We start from the raw sequence: 18801 nt of genomic DNA, 5'->3' as shown, positions 1-18801 counted from the left end.
CTGTGCCTGCTCACGTCACGCGCGGCTTGTCGACCATGATCAGGCCGGGCGCGTCGGAGGCCCCGAAGAACCACGCCGACCAGCTCGTCGCGCCGGCCCGGGCCGCCGCGGAGTAGGAGGCGTTCGCCCACCCCGGGTCGCCCAGCGACCACAGGTAGAGCACCGCGGTGCCGGCCAGCAGCCCGAACAGGCACCACCGCGCCCACCGGGGATCGCGTGGCAGGGCGCGCCGGACGCGAGAGGGCGCCGTCACGCCGGACGGCGCGGTGACGGTCGGGCGCAGCGGGGAGCGCAGGGCGGCGAGGAGCGGGGACGCCATGATCGGGCACGCTCGTCGCGGCGGCTGTCCCGATGCTGGACGCGACCTGTGTGCGAGCTGTGCGAGCGCCACCGGTTGCACTTGACAACCGGCCGCGAGGTCCGATTCAGTACCGGTTGCAGTTCGCAACCGGAGGGAGCGGCGCCGTGCTCATCGACGTCGACGAGGACGTGCAGCTCGACGCGGAGGTGCTCGGCGACGCCGACGCCCCGGCGATGCTGCTGATCGGCGGCGCGGGCTGGTCGCGGGAGTGGTGGGACGACGACCTGTGCGCGCGCCTCGTCGCCCGGGGCTGGCGGGTGATCCGCTACGACGCGCGCGACACGGGCGCCTCGACGTCGTGGCCCACGGGCGCGCCCGGCTACACCGGGACGGACCTGGTCACCGACGCGCTCGCCGTGCTCGACGCCCTCGGCGTCGACCGCGCCCACGTCGTCGGCCTCTCCGCGGGCGCAGGTGTCGCGCAGTGCCTGGCCCTCGCCCACCCCGAGCGCGTCGGCGCGCTCACCCTGCTCGCGACCACCGCGGTCGACCCGTCCGTCGGCGACCTGCCCGGGCCGTCGCCCGCGATCGCGGCCCTGTTCGCCGACGAGGGCCCCGGCCCCGACTGGACCGACCACGACGCCGCGGTCGCCGCCCTCGTCGAGGGCGAGCGGGCCTTCGCCGGCGACGGGGTCTTCGAGGAGACCCGCGTGCGCGCGATCGCCGAGCGGGTGGTCGCCCGCAGCCGGGACCTCGCCGCGAGCACCACCAACCCGTTCATCGTCGCCGCGTCCGGGACGACGGGTCCCACCGCGTTGAGCGCGCTGGCCGGTCTGCCGACCCTGGTGGTGCACGGCGGCGCCGACCCGCTGTTCCCGCCCGCGCACGGGCGCGCCCTCGCCGCCGCGATCCCGGGCGCCCGCCTGCTGGAGATCGCGGACATGGGGCACCAGCTGCCACCCGCGGCCTCCTGGGACAGGCTCGTCGACGCCCTGCCCGCCCACCCCTGACCCTGCCCCTGCCCCTGCCCCTGACGGAGGACCCCTCGATGGCCAGGCTGATCTACTCGGCGACCGCCTCGCTCGACGGCTTCATCGCCGGGCCGGGCGGTGACATGTCCTGGCTGACCGAGCACATCGGCGGCGAGAACCCGACGGCCGACCGGGTGCTCGCCCGCACCGGCGCGATCCTCGTCGGGCGCGTCACCTTCGGCGGCGACGACCCGAACGCGGGCACCGACGCCGAGGGCGCCTTCGGCGGGCAGTACGACGGGCCCGTCGTCGTGCTCACCCACCGGCCTCCGGAGGAGCCACCGGCCGGCGTCGAGTTCGCCACCGACCTGCCCACGGCCGTCGAGCGGGCGAAGGCCCTCGCCGGTGACCGCGACGTCAACGTCCTCGGCGCGGACGTCGCCGCCCATTGCCTCGACGCCGGACTGCTGGACGAGGTGCTGATGTTCTTCGCGCCCGTGCTCCTCGGCGACGGCACCCCGATCTTCCGGCGTCCGGGTGGGACGCGGGTGCGCCTCAAGCGCCTCCCGGGCGAGACCGAGCACTGGTACCGCGTCGTGCGCTGAGCCCGTCCCCTTCGGTCCCGGCCGTCCCGTTCCCTCCCCTTTCTCAGGGTCATCTCTCAGGAAGTCCGCAGGTCAGGCGCAGGGTGGGCACAGGGCGCAGGCCGACCCTGGAGCACGTGAGCGACACGAGCCCCACCTCCCCCACCGACCCGTCGGCACGCCCTGCGGGCGGCACCGGCACAGGCACACTGCCCCCGGGCCCCGCCGGGGAGCGACCCGGCGGCTACCCGACCGCGCCGCCCGGTTCCGGGCTCCCGGCCGGCGGCCGGCCCGGCTACCCCGGTCAGCCCGGCGACCCCTGGTCCCGTCACGACGTCCCGACCGGCCCGCCCGGACCCCCGCCCACGACGCCCGGCCCGTCGATGCCCCCGCCCGGTCCGCCGCGACGCCGGCGTCCCGTCGCCCTCGTCGCGGGCGCCCTGGCCGCGGTGCTCGTGGCCGGCGGCGTCGGTGGCGCGGTCGGCTACGAGGCCGCGTCGTCGAACGACGGTACGAGCTCCGTGCTCTCGTCGGCGCCGTCGGGCTCCGGCACCGCACCGTCGTCGCCCGCCCCGGCCGGCTCGGTGGAGCAGGTCGCCGACACCGTCCTGCCGAGCGTCGTCCAGCTCGAGGGCCCGTCGGGCGAGGGCTCGGGCGTCATCATCTCCGCCGACGGCCTGATCCTCACCAACGCCCACGTCCTCGAGGCCGGGCAGGCCGCCCAGCAGCAGTCACCGCTCGGGCAGACACCGGAGAGCGGCGGCGCCACCGGCGCGCCCCAGGGCCTCAGCGCGGTGTTCCAGAACGGCAACCGCGCGCCCGTGCAGGTGGTGGGCACCGACCCGAGCGCCGACCTCGCCGTCGTGCGCGCCCAGGGCGTCTCCGGCCTGACCCCGGCCACGCTCGGGGACTCGTCGCAGCTGCGCGTCGGCCAGGAGGTCGTCGCCGTCGGCTCGCCGCTCGGGCTGTCCGGCACCGTGACCACCGGCATCGTCAGCGCCCTCCAGCGCCCCGTCGCCAGCGGCGGTGCGCAGAGCGGCCAGGCGACCGTGCTCGACGCGATCCAGACCGACGCCGCGATCAACCCCGGCAACTCCGGCGGTGCGCTCGTCGACATGCAGGGCCGCGTCGTCGGCATCACGTCCGCGATCGCGTCGCTGGGCCAGTCGCAGGGCGGCCAGTCCGGCTCGATCGGCCTCGGCTTCGCCATCCCCGTCGACCAGGCCGCGCGCATCGGCAACGAGCTGGTGACGCAGGGCTTCGCGAACCGCGCCGTGCTCGGCGTCGGCGTCTCCGAGGGCGCCGACGGCGCGGTGCTCGGCCAGATCACCCCGGGCGGGCCCGCCGCCGCGGCCGGCCTGACGCAGGGCGACGTCGTCACGCGACTCGACGACCGCGTCATCCCCGACGCCGACAGCCTGGTCGCGGCCATCCGCTCGCAGGAGCCGGGCGCCCAGGTGACCCTGACCGTCACCTCCCCCGGCGGGGAGCCCCGCCAGGTGCCCGTGACGCTCGGCTCCGAGCGCGCGAGCTGACGACCGCCACCGCGCCCCGGCCCTCCGGACCGAACGGACGGCGCTTTCGCTGCTACCGAAGCAGCGAAAGCGCCGTTCGTTCGTTCAGGCGAGTTGCGAACGGGCGTGTCAGTTGATGCAACCGGGCGCCGCGGCGGTGATCGGCGGGGTCGGCGACACCGGCATGGCCGGACGCGCCCGGCTGCTGCTCGAGTCCTCGGAGCTCTCGGAGCTCTCGGAGCTCTCGGAGTCCTCGGAGCCCCCGGAGCGCTTCTCGTCGTCCGCGCTCGACGCGTCGTCCTCCGACGAGGCGTCGAGCCGGTCGAGCCCCGCGCTCACCGAGGCGTCGGAGACGCCGGCGGTGACCGGGGGCGCGAGCGCCGCCTGGGCCGCCGGGTTGCCGGCGTCGGCGGCGATGGCGATGCCGACGAAGGCACGGACCTCGTCCGGATCGACCTCGACGGCCGTGCCGTCCGACGACGTGCTCAGCTCCGTGGAGCCGGTGGGGATCGTGCGGAAGGTGACCGCACCGGCGGAGAGCCCCTGCATCTGCCGGGCGAAGCCGAGGACGTCCCACCCGGCGTCGAGCGTGACCGAGCGCGAGACCGCCTCGGAGATCCGCGCGAGGGCGAAGGGGTCGGCGAGGGTGTTGGTCGAGAGCAGCGTCTCGGTGGCGCCCGCGAGGAACACCTGCTGGCGCGCGATGCGGTCGAGGTCGCCGTTCGGCAGGCCGTGGCGCTGGCGGACGAACGCGAGCGCCTGCGCGCCGCCGACCTCCTGGGGGCCGGCGGGCAGCGACAGGCCGGTGTACGAGTCCCGGGCCGGCGCGCGCAGGCACACCGGGACGCCGCCGATCGCGGTGCTGATGTCGGCGAAGCCCGCGAGGTTGACCGCGGCGAAGTGCGAGATCGGCAGCCCGGTCAGCTGCTGCACGGCCCCGATCGTGGCGCGCGCGCCGGCGGCGGACGCGGCGCGCACCACCGCCGGGTCGTTCGGCGAGAGCGGCGCCGCGGCCTCGGCGGCGAAGAGGCTCGTGCTGCCGGTCGGCCCCGACCGGGTCATGGCGTCGGTCGCCTGCGCCGCGGCCCGCGACCAGGCGGAATTGATCTTGTGTCGGCCGAGGCCCTGCCCGAGGTCGACGTAGGAGTCGCGCGGCACCGAGATCGCGGTGGCGCGGCCGCCGCCGGCGGGCACGTGCACGACGGTCAGCGAATCGGCCGTCCCGCCGCCGGAATCGCCCGCGCCGGCGTTGAGCGCGGCCAGGACGTCGCCGGGCAGCTGGTTGCCCTGCGCGTCGGTGCGGGTGTCGAGGCCGACGAGCAGGATGTTCTGCTCGCCCGTCGCCCCGGGCTCGGGCGTGTCGATGACGGCCGCGGACGGCGTGGATCGATCCAGAGCACGCAGCTGCGTCCACCCGAAGGCCGAAGCGACGAGGACGGCCACCGACACGACGCCCACGGCGAAGCGGGCGAGGAGGCGCACGCGCCGCGAGCGCAGGAAGGGGCCGACCACACCACCAGCGTTCCCCCTTCTCGGCCCGGCGTCACCTCCCAGTGCAGGGCATCTCAGTGATCGCCACGCGTTGGAGCAGCGCGTGCGCCCGGTGTGAGATCCAGCGGCCCGTTCACAGCCGACGCACAAGCTCGCCCCACGGGACCGACACGCCGGGGCCGCAGGGTCGCCCCCATGACGGTCCGAGACGGTCTGACGACCGCGTTCCGCGTGCCCCGACGAGCCCCGGCTCCCGCATCCTTCACCCGGGCGGGTCGCCACACCCGCCGCACCGCGGCCCGGCGCCTCCCCGCTCTGTGGCGCGGGCGTGTCGGCGACCCCCGGTGGGTGCGCCCGGCGCTGCTCGCGCTGTTGATCGGGACCGCCGTGCTCTACCTGTGGGACCTCGGTGCCACGGGTTACGCGAACACCTACTACGCCGCCGCGGTCCAGGCGGGGACGCAGTCATGGCGGGCCTGGCTGTTCGGGTCGATGGATGCGTCGAACTTCATCACCGTCGACAAGCCGCCGGCCGCGCTGTGGGTCATGGGCCTGTCGGGACGGATCTTCGGGTTCAACGCCTGGTCCATGCTCGCGCCGCAGGCGCTCATGGGCGTCGCCACGGTGGGGCTGCTGTACGCGACGGTGCGGCGCTGGTCCGGGCCGGGCGCGGGGCTGCTCGCCGGAGCCGCGCTGGCCCTGACGCCGGTCGCCGTGCTGATGTTCCGCTTCAACAACCCGGACGCCCTGCTGGTGCTCTGCCTCGTGGCCGCCGCCTACGCGGTGGTGCGCGCGGTCGACGCCGCCGCGACCCGCGCCGGCGTGTGGTGGACCGCCCTCGCGGGCGCCCTGATCGGGCTCGGCTTCCTCACCAAGATGCTGCAGGCGTTCCTCGTGCTGCCCGCGCTCGCGGCGGTGATCCTGCTCGCCTCGGCGGCCCCGCTGCGCCGTCGCCTGGTCCAGCTCGCCGCCGGCGCGGGGGCGCTCGTCGCCTCGGTGGGCTGGTACGTGCTGCTCGTCGACCTGTGGCCGTCCGACGCACGCCCCTACATCGGCGGCTCGACCGACAACACGCTGCTCGACCTCGTCCTCGGCTACAACGGCCTCGGCCGCCTCCTCGGCGGTGAAGGGAACGGCGGTGGTGGTGGCGGCGGCAGCAGCACCGGCTTCGGCGGGACGGCCGGCATCGGCCGGATGTTCAACAGCGCCTTCGGCGGTCAGATCAGCTGGCTGCTGCCCGCCGCGCTCGTCGCCCTCGTCGCGGGCCTCTGGCTGACCCGCCGCGAGCCGCGCACCGACCGCACCCGCGCTGCGCTGGTGCTGTGGGGCGGCTGGATGATCGTCACCGGCCTCGTCTTCAGTGTCATGGGCGGCACGATCCACCCGTACTACGCGGTCGCGCTGGCGCCCGGCCTGGTCGGCACGCTCGGGGTCGGCGGCCGCGAGGTGTGGCGGCGCCGCGACCATCCCGCCGCCGGCGTGGCCCTCGCGCTCACGGTCGCCGCGACCGCGGGCTGGAGCGTCGTGCTCCTGCGGCGCACCCCCGAGTTCCTGCCGTGGCTGCGGTGGGTCGTGGCGGTCGCCGGGATCGTCGCCGCGGTGGCCCTGCTGGTGCCCGCCGGGACGTGGCAGCGGCTCGGACGCGACGCCGGACGCCGGGTGCTGCCGGTCGTGCTGCTGGGCGCCCTGCTCGGCGGGGCCGGCGGCTCGGTGGCCTACGCGGTGCAGACGGCCGCGACGGCGCACCAGGGGTCGATCGTCGGTGCGGGTCCGGCGACTGGGTCGGCGATGGGCGGCGGTCCCGGAGGCGGTCAGGGTGGTCCCGGAGGCGGGCAGCCGCCGGCCGGCCAGGCGCCCCCGGACGGGGGCGGGCAGGGCGGCGGGCAGGGCGGCGGGCCCGGCGAGGCCGCGACGTCGAGCGAGCTGACGACCCTGCTCACCGCGGCGGACAGCCGCTGGGCGGCGGCCACCGTGTCCGCCCAGAGCGCGTCGGGCCTCGAGCTCGCCAGCGGCACGGCGGTCATGGCCATCGGCGGGTTCACCGGCTCCGACGCCGCGCCGAGCCTCGCCCAGTTCCAGGCCTACGTGGCCGCCGGCGACGTGCACTGGTTCGTCGCCTCGGGCGGGCAGGGCGGTGGCCCCGGGGGCGGGGAGGACAGCGTCGGCACCCAGATCAGCGAATGGGTGGCCGCGCACTACTCGGCGACGGACGTCGGCGGCACGACCGTCTACGACCTCACGCAGCCGTCGAGCTGACCCCGGGAGCCGCGTCAGGCCGTCGAGACCTCGTCCGCGCTTTCGAGGGGGTGGGCGAGCTCGTCGGGCCCCAGGCGGCCGACGACGAGCGCCACCGTTCCGAACAGCAGCGGCACCAGGCCCGCGACGAGGAACACCGGCGTCAGGCCGGCCACCACGCTGACGGGGCCGGCGAGAGCCATCGAGACGGGCATGAAGGCGAGCGAGACGAAGAAGTCGAGGCTCGTCACGCGCCCGAGCAGAGCCGGCGGCACGCGGTGCTGCAGCAGCGTTCCCCAGATCACCTGCGGGGCGCTGAACAGCCCGCCCAGCACGAACCCGGCGACCACCATCGGCCAGAGCGTCGTGGCGACGCCGAAGACGACCATCGGCACGCAGGCCACCGACCACAGCACGATCATCGCCGTCAGGTAGCGGCGCGGGAGGCGCAGCGACGCGACGACGATCGACGCGATCGCCCCACCCGCGCCGTACGCGAGCAGCACGAGCGAGTGCCCGCCGGGGCCGCCGTCCGCCCGCTCGATGATCGCGAACGGGACGAGCACCTCGAGCGGCCCGAGGACGAAGAGGATCATCAGCGACGCGAACACCAGCGTCACGAGCAGCCAGCGCGTCCCCACCATGTAGCGGAAGCCCTCGACGAGATCGCGAAGGACCGCCCGCACCGGGTGGCCCGTGCCCTCCGCGGTGAGATCGCGCCGCAGGGCCCGCGCGGGCAGCGCCAGGGCCGCGACGAGCCCCGCGACACACGCCACGGCCGTGGCCCCGAGCGCCGCCGCCGGCGACCAGACGGCCACGAGCACGCCGGCGAGCGCCGGGCCTGCGCCCTGCAGCAGCACCGGGCGCACCACGCCCTCGAACCCGTTGACGGCGAGCAGCTCGTCGGCGTCGACCATCGCCGGCACGAGCGCCGAGTACGCCGGGAAGAACAAGCCCATCGACAGGCCGATCACCGCGGCGACGGCGACGAGCAGCGGCACCGACAGGGCGCCGAGCGCCGAGAGACCGGCGACCAGCCCGATCGACACGGCGAGCATCGCCAGGACGCCGACGAGGATCCGCTTCTGCGGCACCCGGTCGGCGAGGACACCGCCGAGCAGCGCGGTGACGATCACGCCCAGCGCGAGCGCGCCGGAGACCAGCGAGAGCTCGACGGGACCGCCGCCGAGCTCGACCACCTGCCAGACGACGGCGAGCGTCCACAGCCCCTCGGCCAGCACCGAGAGCGCGAGCGCCGTGGCGAGACGCCGGTAGGCGGAGCGGCGCAACGGGCGCAGCGCGCGCATCGGGATCGACCTCCTGATCGACGACGGCGCGGGCGACGGTAGGGCGTGCACCGGGGTCGAGGTCCACTGCTTTCCGTTGTCACGGGCGTCGCGGGCGGGTAGACCGTCACCCGTGCGCAAGCAGCGGTGGATCGCCGAGGTCGGCCAGGAGAACGCGACGTTTCTCGCGACCCGCAGCCGGACGGCGGTGCTCGCCTCGGAGTACCGGCCCCGCGACCTCGGGGACGGCACCGTCGCCTACGACGAGCGCTCGCTCGGCGCCGCCCGCGAGCTCTCCGAGGAGGAGGAGGGCGCGATCACCGACGACGGCGAGGGCCTGCGGGTCTGGGTGGGCGACGACGCCTTCGACCTCGAGGAGCAGGGCTGAACGCGCGACCGTCGTCGTCCTCGCGACGCCGGGCCCGACGGCGCGCCGGGGGACTGACGGGCCGCTGACCGAGGGCTCGTCAGGCCACCGGCGTGGTGGGCACGGGCCGGCGGTCGACGACGCGCTGCGGGCGAGCCCGGACCGGTACGCGGCGCGGTGCGACGCGCGGCGTCGGGGGCGGCCCGGCCTGGCCGACCGCGGCCACCGGGCGCCCGGACAGCACCGCGGCGAGGACGGCCGCCACCTCGCGCAGCGAGTGGTACTGACGCTGCGGGAGGCGCTCGAGGAGGCTGCGGGTGGTGGTGTCGACGCCGTACAGGTCGCCGACGGTGAGCACCTGCCAGCGCTGCGCGGGGAACGTCAGGTCGCCGAGCACCGCCGCGAGCCGTTCGGCGATCGCGGCGGCCGGGGGCGATGAGGGGTGGTCGGGACGAGTGCTCATCGGGTCCTCCCGGCGGGAGCGCAGGGTCGCGCACGCGGTTCTTTCCCCGAACGTCCGTTCGTCAACCCACCACTCACCGGGGCGTCCATGATCGTCCGGACGCCATCGGCTCCCCCGACGCTTGCTACCGCCGGGTAACATCCGCGCCGTGAGTACCCCGAGCGTGCTGGGCGCCTGGCATCGATTCTCCGGCTCGTGGCCGGGCCGCCTGCTGGTCAGCGCGGCCGTCTGGGTCCGCGCGCCGTACTTCCTCACCGCCGCGCCGGTGATCCGCCGCCTCGAGCCGGGGCGCGCGGAGGTGTCGCTGCGCAACTGGTGGCTGGTGCACAACCACCTCGGCACCGTGCATGCCATCGCCTCCTGCAACCTCGCCGAGTACGCCATGGGCGTGCTGGCCGAGGCCACCGTGCCGCCGTCCCACCGCTGGATCCCCCGTGGCATGAGCGTGCAGTACCTCGCGAAGGCCGAGACCGACCTCCTCGCCGTCGCCACCTTCCCGTCGCCGCCCGCCTTCTCCGACGCGCGGGAGGACGTCGACGCCGAGGTCACCCTCACCGACGCCGCCGGCACCGAGGTCGTCCGCGCGACGATCACGCTGCGGATCTCCCCGCGTCCCGCGCGCACCGCCGTCGCGGCCTGAGCCGAAGGGGCCACCCGGCGCCCCCGGGCGTGCCACGATCCCCGGCGAGATGCCCCCGCCCACGACGACCTCCGACCAGGTCCACGCCTACCGCTTCGGGCTGCGCCGCCTGCAGTCCGCGCTGGTCCGGCGCCAGGCCGTGCCCGGCGTCGACCCGCTGCGCGCGCAGCACCGGGCGACGCTCGCCGGGGTGCTGATCGCCGCACTGGCGCTCGGGGTGGCCGCGGTATGGGGCCTCCTGGACCGGCCTGCCGACTGGCGCACCGCCGGTGTCGTGGTGGCGGAGGGCTCCGGGGCGCTCTACGTCGTCGTCCACGGGCCCGACCGGCTGGTCCCCGTGCCCAACCTCGCCTCGGCGCGGCTCGTGCTGGCCGGGCTCGCCGCGGCGGGCGGGCCCGCGGGGGATCCGGAGCCGGTCGAGGTGGCCGAGTCCGATCTCGCCACCGCGCCCCGCGAGCGCGGGGTCGGCATCGTCGACGCGCCGCCGCTGCCGCCGGCCGGGGCGCCGGTGCCACCGGTCTGGTCGGTGTGCGACACCGGCAGCCCCCGGCCCGGCGCGGCGCGCCCGTGGGAACAGCCGCGCGTGTGGACGACGGTGCTCGCCGGTGGTTCGGCGCCCGGCCGGACCCTGGGCCCCGGGCGTGGCCTCCTGCTGCGCGACCGCTTCGACGGCACCTGGCTGGTGCACGACGGCGTGCGCGCCCGCCTCGACCTGCGCGACCCGGCGGTGGTGGTGGCCTTCGACCTCGAGGGCCAGCTCCCCCGACCGGTGAGCACCAGCCTGCTCAACACGCTCACCGAGGGGCCGGCGATCGTCGCGCCGGTGATCGCGGGGCGGGGCGGGATCCCGCCGGGCGGCCTCCTGGCCGGCGAGCCCGTGGGTGGCGTCGTCCGCCTCGTCGGCCCCGGCACCCCGGACCGCTGGTACGTCGTCCAGCGTGAGGGCGTGCAGGAGGTGCCCGAGGTCGTCGCCCGTCTCGTGCGTCTCTCGGACGCCGACCCGGCACGGGCCGCCGCCCCCGTGCCCGTCGTGTCCCCCGGCCAGCTCCGCCCGCTCGGGACCGCGCGCGGGATCGCCGTGAGCGCCTACCCCGACCCGGTGCCCCGTGCCGTGCCGATGGCCGAGGCGCCCACCACCTGCGCGAGCGCCGACGGCGGCGGTGCCGTGGTGCTCACGGTCGGGGCCGAGCCCCCCGCGACGGCGGTGCCTCCGACCACCCTCGCCCAGGCCGACGGGTCGGGCGACCGGGTCGACGCCGTCGCGGTCCCGGGCGGCGGGGTCACCGTGCGCGCGGTGCCCGCGGGCCGTCCCGACGCGCCGGGCAGCCCGACGGTCGTCTCGGGGGTCGGGACGACCTCCGCCGTGCCCGACCCCGAGACCGCGGCTGCGCTCGGCCTCGGCGAGGCGTTCCCGCCCGCGCCGGGCGTGGTGGTCGGCCTGCTCCCGGTCGGCCCGGTGCTCTCGATCACCGACGCGCTGACCCCGCTGCCCGCCGGGGGCTAGTCAGGGCTGCTCGGGGCCGGTCAGGGCTGGCGGCGCTGCAGGGTCGTCGTCGTGGTCGTGACCTCCGGCGGTTCCTCGACCACCGGCGGCGGGACGACCACCGGGGGGCGCGCGACGGTCGTGGTGGTCGTCGTGGTCGTGGTGGTGGTCGTCCGGCGCGGGGTGGTGGTGGTGGAGCGCCGGGTGCGCGGCGCGGTGGCCACCTCGGTCTCGTCCTGCGTGGTCGTCGTGACCTGCGGGACCACCGGCAGCGGCGGCGGGGGCGGCGCCAGGGTGGCCGAGGGCACCGGCGGCAGCGGCTGGTCGTCGGAGAGCACGGCGTAGGCGACCGCCGAGCCGGCCACGAGCACCGTCGCCGCCACGGCCGCGACGGCCGCCGCCACCCGGCGGCGCCGGCGCCCCGGACGGGCCAGCGGCGAGGCGCCGGTGGCCTCGAGCTCGGGCGCGCGGGCCTCGGTCGCCGGGCCGACGGCCATCGCCGGCGTGCCGACCACGCCCGTCGGAGCGCTCATGAGCACCGGCGACAGGACCGTCTCGGCCTCCATGCCGACCTCGCGGGACACGCCCCGCAGGGCGGCGACGGTCTCCTCGGCGGTCGGCCGGTCGCCGGGCTCGTCGGCGGTCATCGCGGTCAGCAGGACCTCGAGGCCGGGCGGGAGCCCGGGCGGCACCATGGGACGGCGGTGCAGGCGGGCCACGGCGGCCTCGAGGGCGTTGCCCGGGTACTCGCGGCGCCCGGTGAGGCACTCGATGAGCACCAGGCCCAGCGCGTAGATGTCGACGGCGCCGTCGATCGGCTCGCCGCGGACCTGCTCGGGGCTCAGGTACGAGGCCGTGCCGATGACCATGCCGGCGGCGGTGACGGGCGCGGCGTCGTGGACGGCGGCGATCCCGAAGTCCGAGAGGTGGGCGCGGCCCTCCGCATCGAGCAGCACGTTGCCGGGCTTGACGTCGCGGTGCACCACCCCGCGGCGGTGCACGTAGGCGAGGGCGTCGGCGAGCGCCGCACCCAGCGCGACGACGTCGACGACCGTCAGCGGCCCCGAACGGATCCGCTGCGCCAGCGTGTCGCCCTCGATGAGCTGCATGACGAAGTACGCGCGGCCGTCCTCGTCGCCGACGTCGTAGACCGTCACGAGCCCGGGGTGCGAGAGCCCGGCGAGGGTGAGGACCTCGCGCCGGTGGCGGGCCTCCTGGCCCTCCTCGATGTCGCCGATCTTCTCCGCGGGGTCGGCGGGATCGCCCGGGGACGGGTTCTCCGCGACCACCGAGCCCGCGGCGTTGAACATCTTGATGGCCACGTCGCGGCCGAGGAGCTCGTCGCGGGCCCGGAAGACGTCCGCGGCGCCGCCGCGGCCGATGAGGTCGCCGACCGTGTAGCGGCCGCCGACCGTCGCGGGCGGGCCGGTATCGGTGCTCACTGCCCGCCCTCCCTCCCGGTCCGCGGCCTCCCGAGGTGCCGCCTCTGGGCCCCGATCATCCCGTACGACCGGGTCCCTCGTCTGCGTGACCTCCCAGGCGGCGCGTCGCCCGAACGGCGGGTTGCCCCGCAGTGTGCCGCCGCGCCTCGGCGACACCGCGGGGGCGACGACCGCGCCCGGCCCACCTGGATCCTTCGGACCCCGTGGGGCAGGCGTTACCGGACCGGGAGCGGCGTCACTCCCACTCGAGGCGGTCGAGGACCGTCGGGAGCGGGCCCGGATGCACCACGACCAGGGAACGTGTGGCCCGGGTGAGGGCGACGTACAGATCGTTGAGACCGCGCGGGGAGTCGTGCGTCACGCCGGCCGGGTCGACGAGCACGACCGCGTCGAACTCGAGGCCCTTGGCGTCGGCGACCTCGGAGACGACGACCTCCGCCGCGAGGTCGACGGTCGGGTCGCCCGCCCGCCCGCCGTCGCCGGCTCCCGTCGGCCCGGCCGCCACCCCGAGGGCGGCGGCCAGCGCGTCGACACGGCCGGCGGGCGCGAGCACGGCGACGCGGCCGGCGCCCTCGGCGTCGACGACCGCCTCGCGGGCCTTGCGGGCCTGCGCGACCGCGGCGTCGAGAAGGCCGGCCTCGGAGGTGGCCACCGCGCGGGGCGCCACGCCCGACTCGCGGACCGACTCCGGCGGCCGGGCCGACGGGTCGATCGCGGCCAGCACGTCGGCGGCGACCGCCATGATCTCGGCCGGCGTGCGGTAGTTGACGGTGAGCACCTCGCGGCGCCAGCGCTGCGCGACGTACGGCGAGAGCACCTCGCCCCACGACGACGCCCCGGCCCGCGCCCCGGTCTGCGCGACGTCGCCGACCAGCGTCATCGACCGGCTCGGGCAGCGGCGCATCAGGACCCGCCACGCCATCGGCGAGAGCTCCTGCGCCTCGTCGACGATCACGTGGCCGAACGTCCAGGTGCGGTCGTCGGCGGCGCGCTCGGCCGCCGAGGCGTAGGTGGCTTCACGGGTGCGGTCGGCGAGCACGCTGGCGTCGACGACGTCGGTGGGACGCAGCAGCTCGGGGTCCCAGTCCTCCTCCATCGCGAGGATCTCCAGGACGCCGGCCGCGTACGCCTCGTCGGCCTCCCGCTTGCGCTCCTCGGCCTCGCGGGCGGCGGTGTCGTCCTCGCCGAGGAGCTCCGCGACCTCGTCGAGCAGCACCGCGTCCGCCGGGCTCCACCAGGCGCCGTCGCAAAGATCGGCCGGCGGCGCGTCGCGGGCGAGCTGCTCGCGGTCGGCGTCGCGCCACCCGCGCGTGGCCGCGCGCAGGCGCTGGGGGGAGGTCCACAGGTCGGCGAGCAGCTGCGGCGGGCTGAGCGTGGGCCACAGGCCGTCGAGCGCGGCCCGCAGGTCCGGATCGGCGCGCAACCCGGCCCGGACATCGGCGAGGTCGCCGCGGTCGAGCAGGTTCGACCGGCCGTCGAGGTCGCGGCCCACGCGGTCGACCTCGCGCCGGGCGAGCTGGTCGGTGATCTCGCGGATGAACGTCCGCTTCGCGTCGTTGTGCGGACGGCGGGTGCGCCGGGCGCGGGTGCGGGCCTGGGCGACGAGGTCGCGGTCGAGCACCACGGGCTCGCCGTCGACGACGAGCTGGATCGGCCGCCGCGGCAGCTCCTGGCGGTCGCGCACCGCGGTGGAGAGCACCTTGGTCATGTCGGCGTGACCCTTGAGCGCCGCCGCCCGGGCCGGCTCGGCGCGGCGGGCGGCGAGGCCGGGGTAGAGCTCGCCGACCGTCGAGAGCAGCACGCTGGTCTCGCCGAGCGAGGGCAGGACCTGCTCGATGTAGCGCAGGAACGTCGGGTTGGGACCGACCACGAGCACGCCGCGGCGGGCCAGCTGGCGGCGGTGGGTGTAGAGCAGGTACGCCGCCCGGTGCAGGGCGACGGCCGTCTTGCCGGTTCCGGGGCCGCCCTCGACCACGACGACGCCGTTGGCGCTGGAGCGGATGACCCGGTCCTGCTCGCCCTGGATCGTCGCGACGATGTCGCCCATCCGCCCGGTGCGCCCGGCCGACAGCGCCGCGAGCAGCACCGCCTCGCCGGTCAGCCCGGTGCGCTGGGTGGTGGCCCCCGAGGAGGCGGCCGCTGCGGCTTCGTCGAGATCGAGGATCTCGTCGTCGACCGCGGTGACCCGCCGGCTGCGCGACCGGATGTGGCGGCGTCGTCGCACGCCGTCGGGCGAGGCCGCGGTGGCCGTGTAGTACGGCCGGGCCGCGGGCGCGCGCCAGTCGATCAGCAGGGGCTCGTAGTCGTGGTCCTCGTCGAGCAGGCCGAGGCGCCCGACGTAGAGGACGTCCTGGTCGAGCCCCTCGACGTCGGGATCGCCGACGCCGTCGGCGGGCGGGGGCGGCGGGCGGTCCGGGTCGAGGTCGAGCCGCCCGAAGCACAGCCCGTTCTCGACCGCGGAGAGCGTCGCGAGCTGCTCGGAGTACATCTGCGCGGCGGCGTCGCGCTCGGAGACGGCCTGCGGCGTCCCCGTCGTCTCGTCGCGCAGCACCCGCGCGAGCAGGCCTGCGGTCTCGGCGCGACGGTCGTCGAGCTTGCCGTAGAGCATCGCAACATACGGCTGTTCGGCCGCGACGGGATCGGGTGCCACGGCGGTGCCCACCACGACGTCGTCGTGACGGTCACGGTGCGGGGCGTCGGCGGCGGACGAGGACGTTCGGGTCACGCAGGCCTTCTCCAGCTCCGAGGTCCGGCGTCGTTGTGCCGGGACGACCATCCACCGTAGCGCCGCACCCCGGTACCGCGCCGCCAGAAGCGCGCCCGGGACGTGTCCGGGAGGTGACCGTCAGGCCGGTGCGTGGTGGTTGACGCCCGTGTCCGCGTCGGCGGTGCGGCGCACCCGGCCCTGCGCGGCGAGGACCTCGAGGTGCGCGTCGGTCTCCAGCACCGCGAGCATGCGGTTGAACGTCTCCATGTCGTCGAGGTGGTACTCGCGGCGCGTCCAGCGGATGGCGCCGGCGACCTCGAGGGCGGTGGATCCGCCGGCGGCGACGGCCGCGGCGATCTCGTCGAGACGCTTGTCGTGGTGGGCGACCAGCTCGTCGACGCGGTCGTGGACGCTCGGCGCCACCGGGCCGTGGGCGGGCAGCAGCATCCGGTCCGGCTCGGCGCGCAGGGCCGCGAGCGAGGTCAGGAAGCGGGTGAGCGCGCCCGGCCTCGCGGCGGGCTCGAAGCCGATCGACGGCGTGATGTGCGGCAGGACGTGGTCGCCGGCGAAGAGCATCCCCGCGTCCGCCGTGGTCTCGTCGACGAACACCACGTGCCCCCGGGTGTGCCCCGGGGTCTCCCGGACGACGAGCGAGCGTCCCCCGGCCGCCAGCTCCTGCCCGTCGGCGAGCCACTCGTCGGGGTCGGTGAAGTCCTCGGGCGGCGGGGCCTCGGCGGCGGCGACCCACCTCCGGACCTCGGTCGCGAGGTCGTGGGCCCCCGCCCGGTCCAGCCCGGCGGTCTGGGCGTCCAGCCCGTCCTCACGGGTCCGCACGGTCTCCAGCGACTCGCGCTCGCCGGCACCGAGCGCCACGCGGGCGCCGTGCTCGCGGCGCAGCGCGACGGCCTGGCTGTAGTGGTCGCGGTGCACGTGCGTGACGAGGAAGCGCCGTACGTCGCCGGTCGCGAGGCCGAGCTCGCCGAGCAGGCGCCCGAGCACGTCGCGCGAGGCGTCGATCGCCCAGCCGCCGTCGACGAGGGTCAGTTCGGCGCCGTCCCCCCGGGGGCTGCCGTCCTCGGGGGCGAGCAGGTAGACGTTGACCGCCCGCAGCGCGTCGGTGGGCAACGGCAGCGGCAGGCGGTGGACGCCGGGAACGACCGTCTCGAGCTCGGGCCTGCTCCAGGCGTGCCGATCGGAGATCACTCCCCGGATGGTGCCCCTGCCCCGGCGCGCACCGTCTCGCGGGGGTCGGCCTGCGCCGCGTCGATCTCCGCCTGGGAGGCCGCGGCGGCCTTCCGGGCCGCGGCGACGCCGAAGTGGTCGCCGCCCTTGCGGCGCACGTCGTCGGTACCCCAGGCCCGGCGGTCGTCGACCGGCACCATCCGGGGGATGTGCTTGCGGCAGTGGATGTAGGCCTCCTCGACGGTGACCTCCACCCACACGCTGGCGCGACGTCCGGGCACGGTCTCCACCGGGAGGTCGGGGTGCTCGCGGCGCAGCTCCTCGTCCTCCACCAGCCGGGCCGCGCCGTTGACGTGCAGCCCGATCAGCTCGTCGGTGAAGTCGATCATCATGAGCCCGACGTGCGGGTTCTCGGTGATGTTGCCGAGGCTCGCCATGACGCCGTTGCCGCGGTACTCCGGCCAGGCGACGCGCCGGTCGTCGAGCACCCGCAGGAATCCGGGCGGGCCCGCGCGCAGCGTCGAGTCGCACTCGCCGTGGGCGTCCGCCGTCGCGACGAAGGCCATCGTCATGCGGGCGATGAACTCCCGCATGGAGGGCACGAGGCGGTCGCTCATCTGGTCGGAGAGGAACCGCTCGGCCCGCGCCCCGGTGCCCATCGCGTCCTGCAGCACGTGCTCCCCGGCGGAGCCGGGACGTTCGGGATGGGGATCGTGATGATCGGGGAGGGGGAAGTCCCGGTCGCTCATCGACGCCTCTCCGCGGGCCCGGCCGGCGACCGGGACCGCCGTGGTCGCCGCGGCGTCTGGGCGGGGCGGGAGGCCCCGGCGCGGACCCGCGTCGGTCGGGGGTTGCTCCCGATGCAACCTGTTCGTCCGGGCGCTGTCGAGGTGTGCGGCGATGCGATCCTCACTGTGACCACCCGTCTGACGACCCTTCGCGACAGGTTCTCGTCCAAAAGGCCGCACTTGGCTATGACGTGCGTCACTTCGTGACCGGACCGAGACCTCGCCGCACTGTGGGCGTGACCGTCGGTCGGCCCTCCTGAACAGGCAGTACACGGCCTGCGCGCGCGCCTCGAACGGGTGACCCGGCGGGGTCGGGGGGCTTCCCCGGGCTCCTAGTGTGGGCGCTGTCCGGATGCTCGTGCAGCTGCCGGACCCGCGCTCGTCCCGCCCTGGCCCGTCCGGCGAGCGTGGCCCCCGAACCGAGCGTGGACGGGCCTTCAACGCCGTGGCGACGGACTCCCCACCGACGACACGGCACCTGGTTCGCTCCCCCCTGACCAGGTCGAGCGGCGACGCGACGGAGACGCGCATGTCCCGACACCGTGCGGCGACCGCCCGAGCGGCGGCACCTCCCCCTACTCCGGCGACCCCCACCGACCGGACCGACCTCGAGCAGCTGGTGCCCCGGCAGGGCATCGGCGAGCAGCACCCGTCGGGGCCCCTGCCCCGGGCCGGGCGCTCGCGCTCCGAGCGGCGCTCCGGCGCCCGCACCGGGGAGACGCGGATCCAGCAGCCGCGTCCGGACCCGGCGCTGGTCGACCCGCCCACCTCTCCCCTCGACCTCGCGGCCATCGCTCTGGCCGCTGCGAGAGTGCGTCAGTCCGGGCTCCCGCCGACGGGCTCCTCGCCCGCCGCCACCGGCGGCGGCGCGGTGCCGCGTACCGCGGCCGACCGCCGCCCGGACGCCGGGCCGACGACCGGTGGCACGCCGCGCCCCGCGTTCCCCGCGGCCGTGCCGAGCGCCCTCGCGCCGCCCACCCCGTCGCACCCGGTCCAGGCCGTCGGTCGCCGGGACCTCGGTCGGCGCCGCGTCACGCTGCCCACCCGCACCGCCGGCGCGCTGGCCCTGGTCGGCGCTCTCGCGGGCGGCGGGGTGGCGGTGGTCGGCGGCGGCGCCGTGCTCGCGGCCGACCGCACGCCCACGACGGGCGAGTTCCGCACCCCGGACGTCGCCGACGCCGCCGCGGTGGCCGCGGCGCGGCCCTCGGAGTCGGGGTCGGGGTCGGACTCCGGGTCGCAGCACGGCGACGGCGGGCGGCACCGGGCCGCGTCGCAGGACGACGACTCGTCCTCCGGCGGATACTGACCCCACACGGACGACCTCCACACAGACGACCGGGGCGGCCG

At 76.4% G+C, this 18801-nt stretch carries 16 protein-coding genes; 8 read left to right on the top strand and 8 right to left on the bottom strand.

Annotated features, from left to right (window positions below):
- Positions 1-10 precede the first annotated feature (10 nt).
- Positions 11-319: a hypothetical protein gene (locus PH189_RS30585; protein WP_378014889.1), complete on the bottom strand. Its 309-nt coding sequence runs from the start codon at positions 317-319 to the stop codon at positions 11-13.
- A 146-nt stretch (positions 320-465) separates the two neighbouring features.
- Between PH189_RS30585 and PH189_RS29470 the strand changes: the two genes are divergently transcribed.
- The 3 genes from PH189_RS29470 to PH189_RS29460 all read left to right on the top strand — a co-directional run bounded on the left by PH189_RS29470 (position 466) and on the right by PH189_RS29460 (position 3391).
- Positions 466-1311: an alpha/beta fold hydrolase gene (locus PH189_RS29470; protein ID WP_274192432.1), complete on the top strand. Its 846-nt coding sequence runs from the start codon at positions 466-468 to the stop codon at positions 1309-1311.
- Positions 1312-1349: 38 nt separating this feature from the next.
- The gene (locus tag PH189_RS29465) at positions 1350-1877 is read left to right on the top strand and encodes a dihydrofolate reductase family protein (protein ID WP_274192431.1); all 528 of its coding nucleotides are present in this window, start codon (positions 1350-1352) and stop codon (positions 1875-1877) included.
- A gap of 116 nt (positions 1878-1993) precedes the next feature.
- Positions 1994-3391, top strand: coding sequence for a S1C family serine protease (locus tag PH189_RS29460; protein WP_274192430.1), 1398 nt, complete (start codon positions 1994-1996; stop codon positions 3389-3391).
- Between the two features lie 108 nt (positions 3392-3499).
- Here PH189_RS29460 and PH189_RS29455 read toward each other — a convergent pair whose 3' ends face one another.
- Entirely contained in the window at positions 3500-4882 is a 1383-nt protein-coding gene (locus PH189_RS29455; protein WP_274192429.1) for an LCP family protein, read from the bottom strand.
- Positions 4883-5056: 174 nt separating this feature from the next.
- Between PH189_RS29455 and PH189_RS29450 the strand changes: the two genes are divergently transcribed.
- Positions 5057-7117, top strand: a complete 2061-nt coding sequence (locus PH189_RS29450) for an ArnT family glycosyltransferase (RefSeq protein ID WP_274192428.1) — start codon at positions 5057-5059, stop codon at positions 7115-7117.
- Between the two features lie 14 nt (positions 7118-7131).
- Here the strand turns inward: PH189_RS29450 and PH189_RS29445 are convergent, their stop codons facing one another.
- Positions 7132-8403: an MFS transporter gene (locus PH189_RS29445; protein WP_274192427.1), complete on the bottom strand. Its 1272-nt coding sequence runs from the start codon at positions 8401-8403 to the stop codon at positions 7132-7134.
- Positions 8404-8515: 112 nt separating this feature from the next.
- Here PH189_RS29445 and PH189_RS29440 point away from each other — a divergent pair, with 112 nt between their 5' ends.
- On the top strand, positions 8516-8770 hold the full coding sequence (locus PH189_RS29440; RefSeq protein WP_274192426.1) for a hypothetical protein: 255 nt from the start codon (positions 8516-8518) through the stop codon (positions 8768-8770).
- A 79-nt stretch (positions 8771-8849) separates the two neighbouring features.
- Here PH189_RS29440 and PH189_RS29435 read toward each other — a convergent pair whose 3' ends face one another.
- Positions 8850-9212, bottom strand: a complete 363-nt coding sequence (locus PH189_RS29435) for a DUF2795 domain-containing protein (protein ID WP_274192425.1) — start codon at positions 9210-9212, stop codon at positions 8850-8852.
- 148 nt (positions 9213-9360) lie between these two features.
- On the opposite strand from PH189_RS29435, the gene PH189_RS29430 reads away from it, so the two are divergent.
- Entirely contained in the window at positions 9361-9852 is a 492-nt protein-coding gene (locus PH189_RS29430) for a hotdog fold domain-containing protein (RefSeq protein WP_274192424.1), read from the top strand.
- Between the two features lie 49 nt (positions 9853-9901).
- The gene (gene eccB / locus PH189_RS29425; RefSeq protein WP_274192423.1) at positions 9902-11356 is read left to right on the top strand and encodes a type VII secretion protein EccB; all 1455 of its coding nucleotides are present in this window, start codon (positions 9902-9904) and stop codon (positions 11354-11356) included.
- Positions 11357-11376: 20 nt separating this feature from the next.
- On the opposite strand, the gene PH189_RS29420 is transcribed toward eccB, so the two are convergent.
- The 4 genes from PH189_RS29420 to PH189_RS29405 all read right to left on the bottom strand — a co-directional run bounded on the left by PH189_RS29420 (position 11377) and on the right by PH189_RS29405 (position 17415).
- Positions 11377-12777, bottom strand: coding sequence for a serine/threonine-protein kinase (locus PH189_RS29420; RefSeq protein WP_274192422.1), 1401 nt, complete (start codon positions 12775-12777; stop codon positions 11377-11379).
- Between the two features lie 235 nt (positions 12778-13012).
- Positions 13013-15385, bottom strand: coding sequence for a HelD family protein (locus PH189_RS29415; RefSeq protein ID WP_417281527.1), 2373 nt, complete (start codon positions 15383-15385; stop codon positions 13013-13015).
- Between the two features lie 237 nt (positions 15386-15622).
- Positions 15623-16687: an MBL fold metallo-hydrolase gene (locus PH189_RS29410; protein ID WP_274192420.1), complete on the bottom strand. Its 1065-nt coding sequence runs from the start codon at positions 16685-16687 to the stop codon at positions 15623-15625.
- Positions 16684-17415, bottom strand: a complete 732-nt coding sequence (locus PH189_RS29405; RefSeq protein WP_274192419.1) for a pyridoxamine 5'-phosphate oxidase family protein — start codon at positions 17413-17415, stop codon at positions 16684-16686. Before PH189_RS29405 ends, PH189_RS29410 begins: the two co-directional genes overlap by 4 nt.
- Positions 17416-17983: 568 nt before the next feature.
- On the opposite strand from PH189_RS29405, the gene PH189_RS29400 reads away from it, so the two are divergent.
- Positions 17984-18760, top strand: coding sequence for a hypothetical protein (locus PH189_RS29400; RefSeq protein ID WP_274192418.1), 777 nt, complete (start codon positions 17984-17986; stop codon positions 18758-18760).
- Positions 18761-18801: the final 41 nt, after the last annotated feature.

Source organism: Actinomycetospora chibensis (genome assembly GCF_028737215.1).
In the GTDB taxonomy this organism is placed as follows: Bacteria; Actinomycetota; Actinomycetes; order Mycobacteriales; family Pseudonocardiaceae; genus Actinomycetospora; species Actinomycetospora chibensis.
Note: the sequence above shows the minus strand (reverse complement) of the source record. Positions and strands in the feature narration are given on the sequence as shown.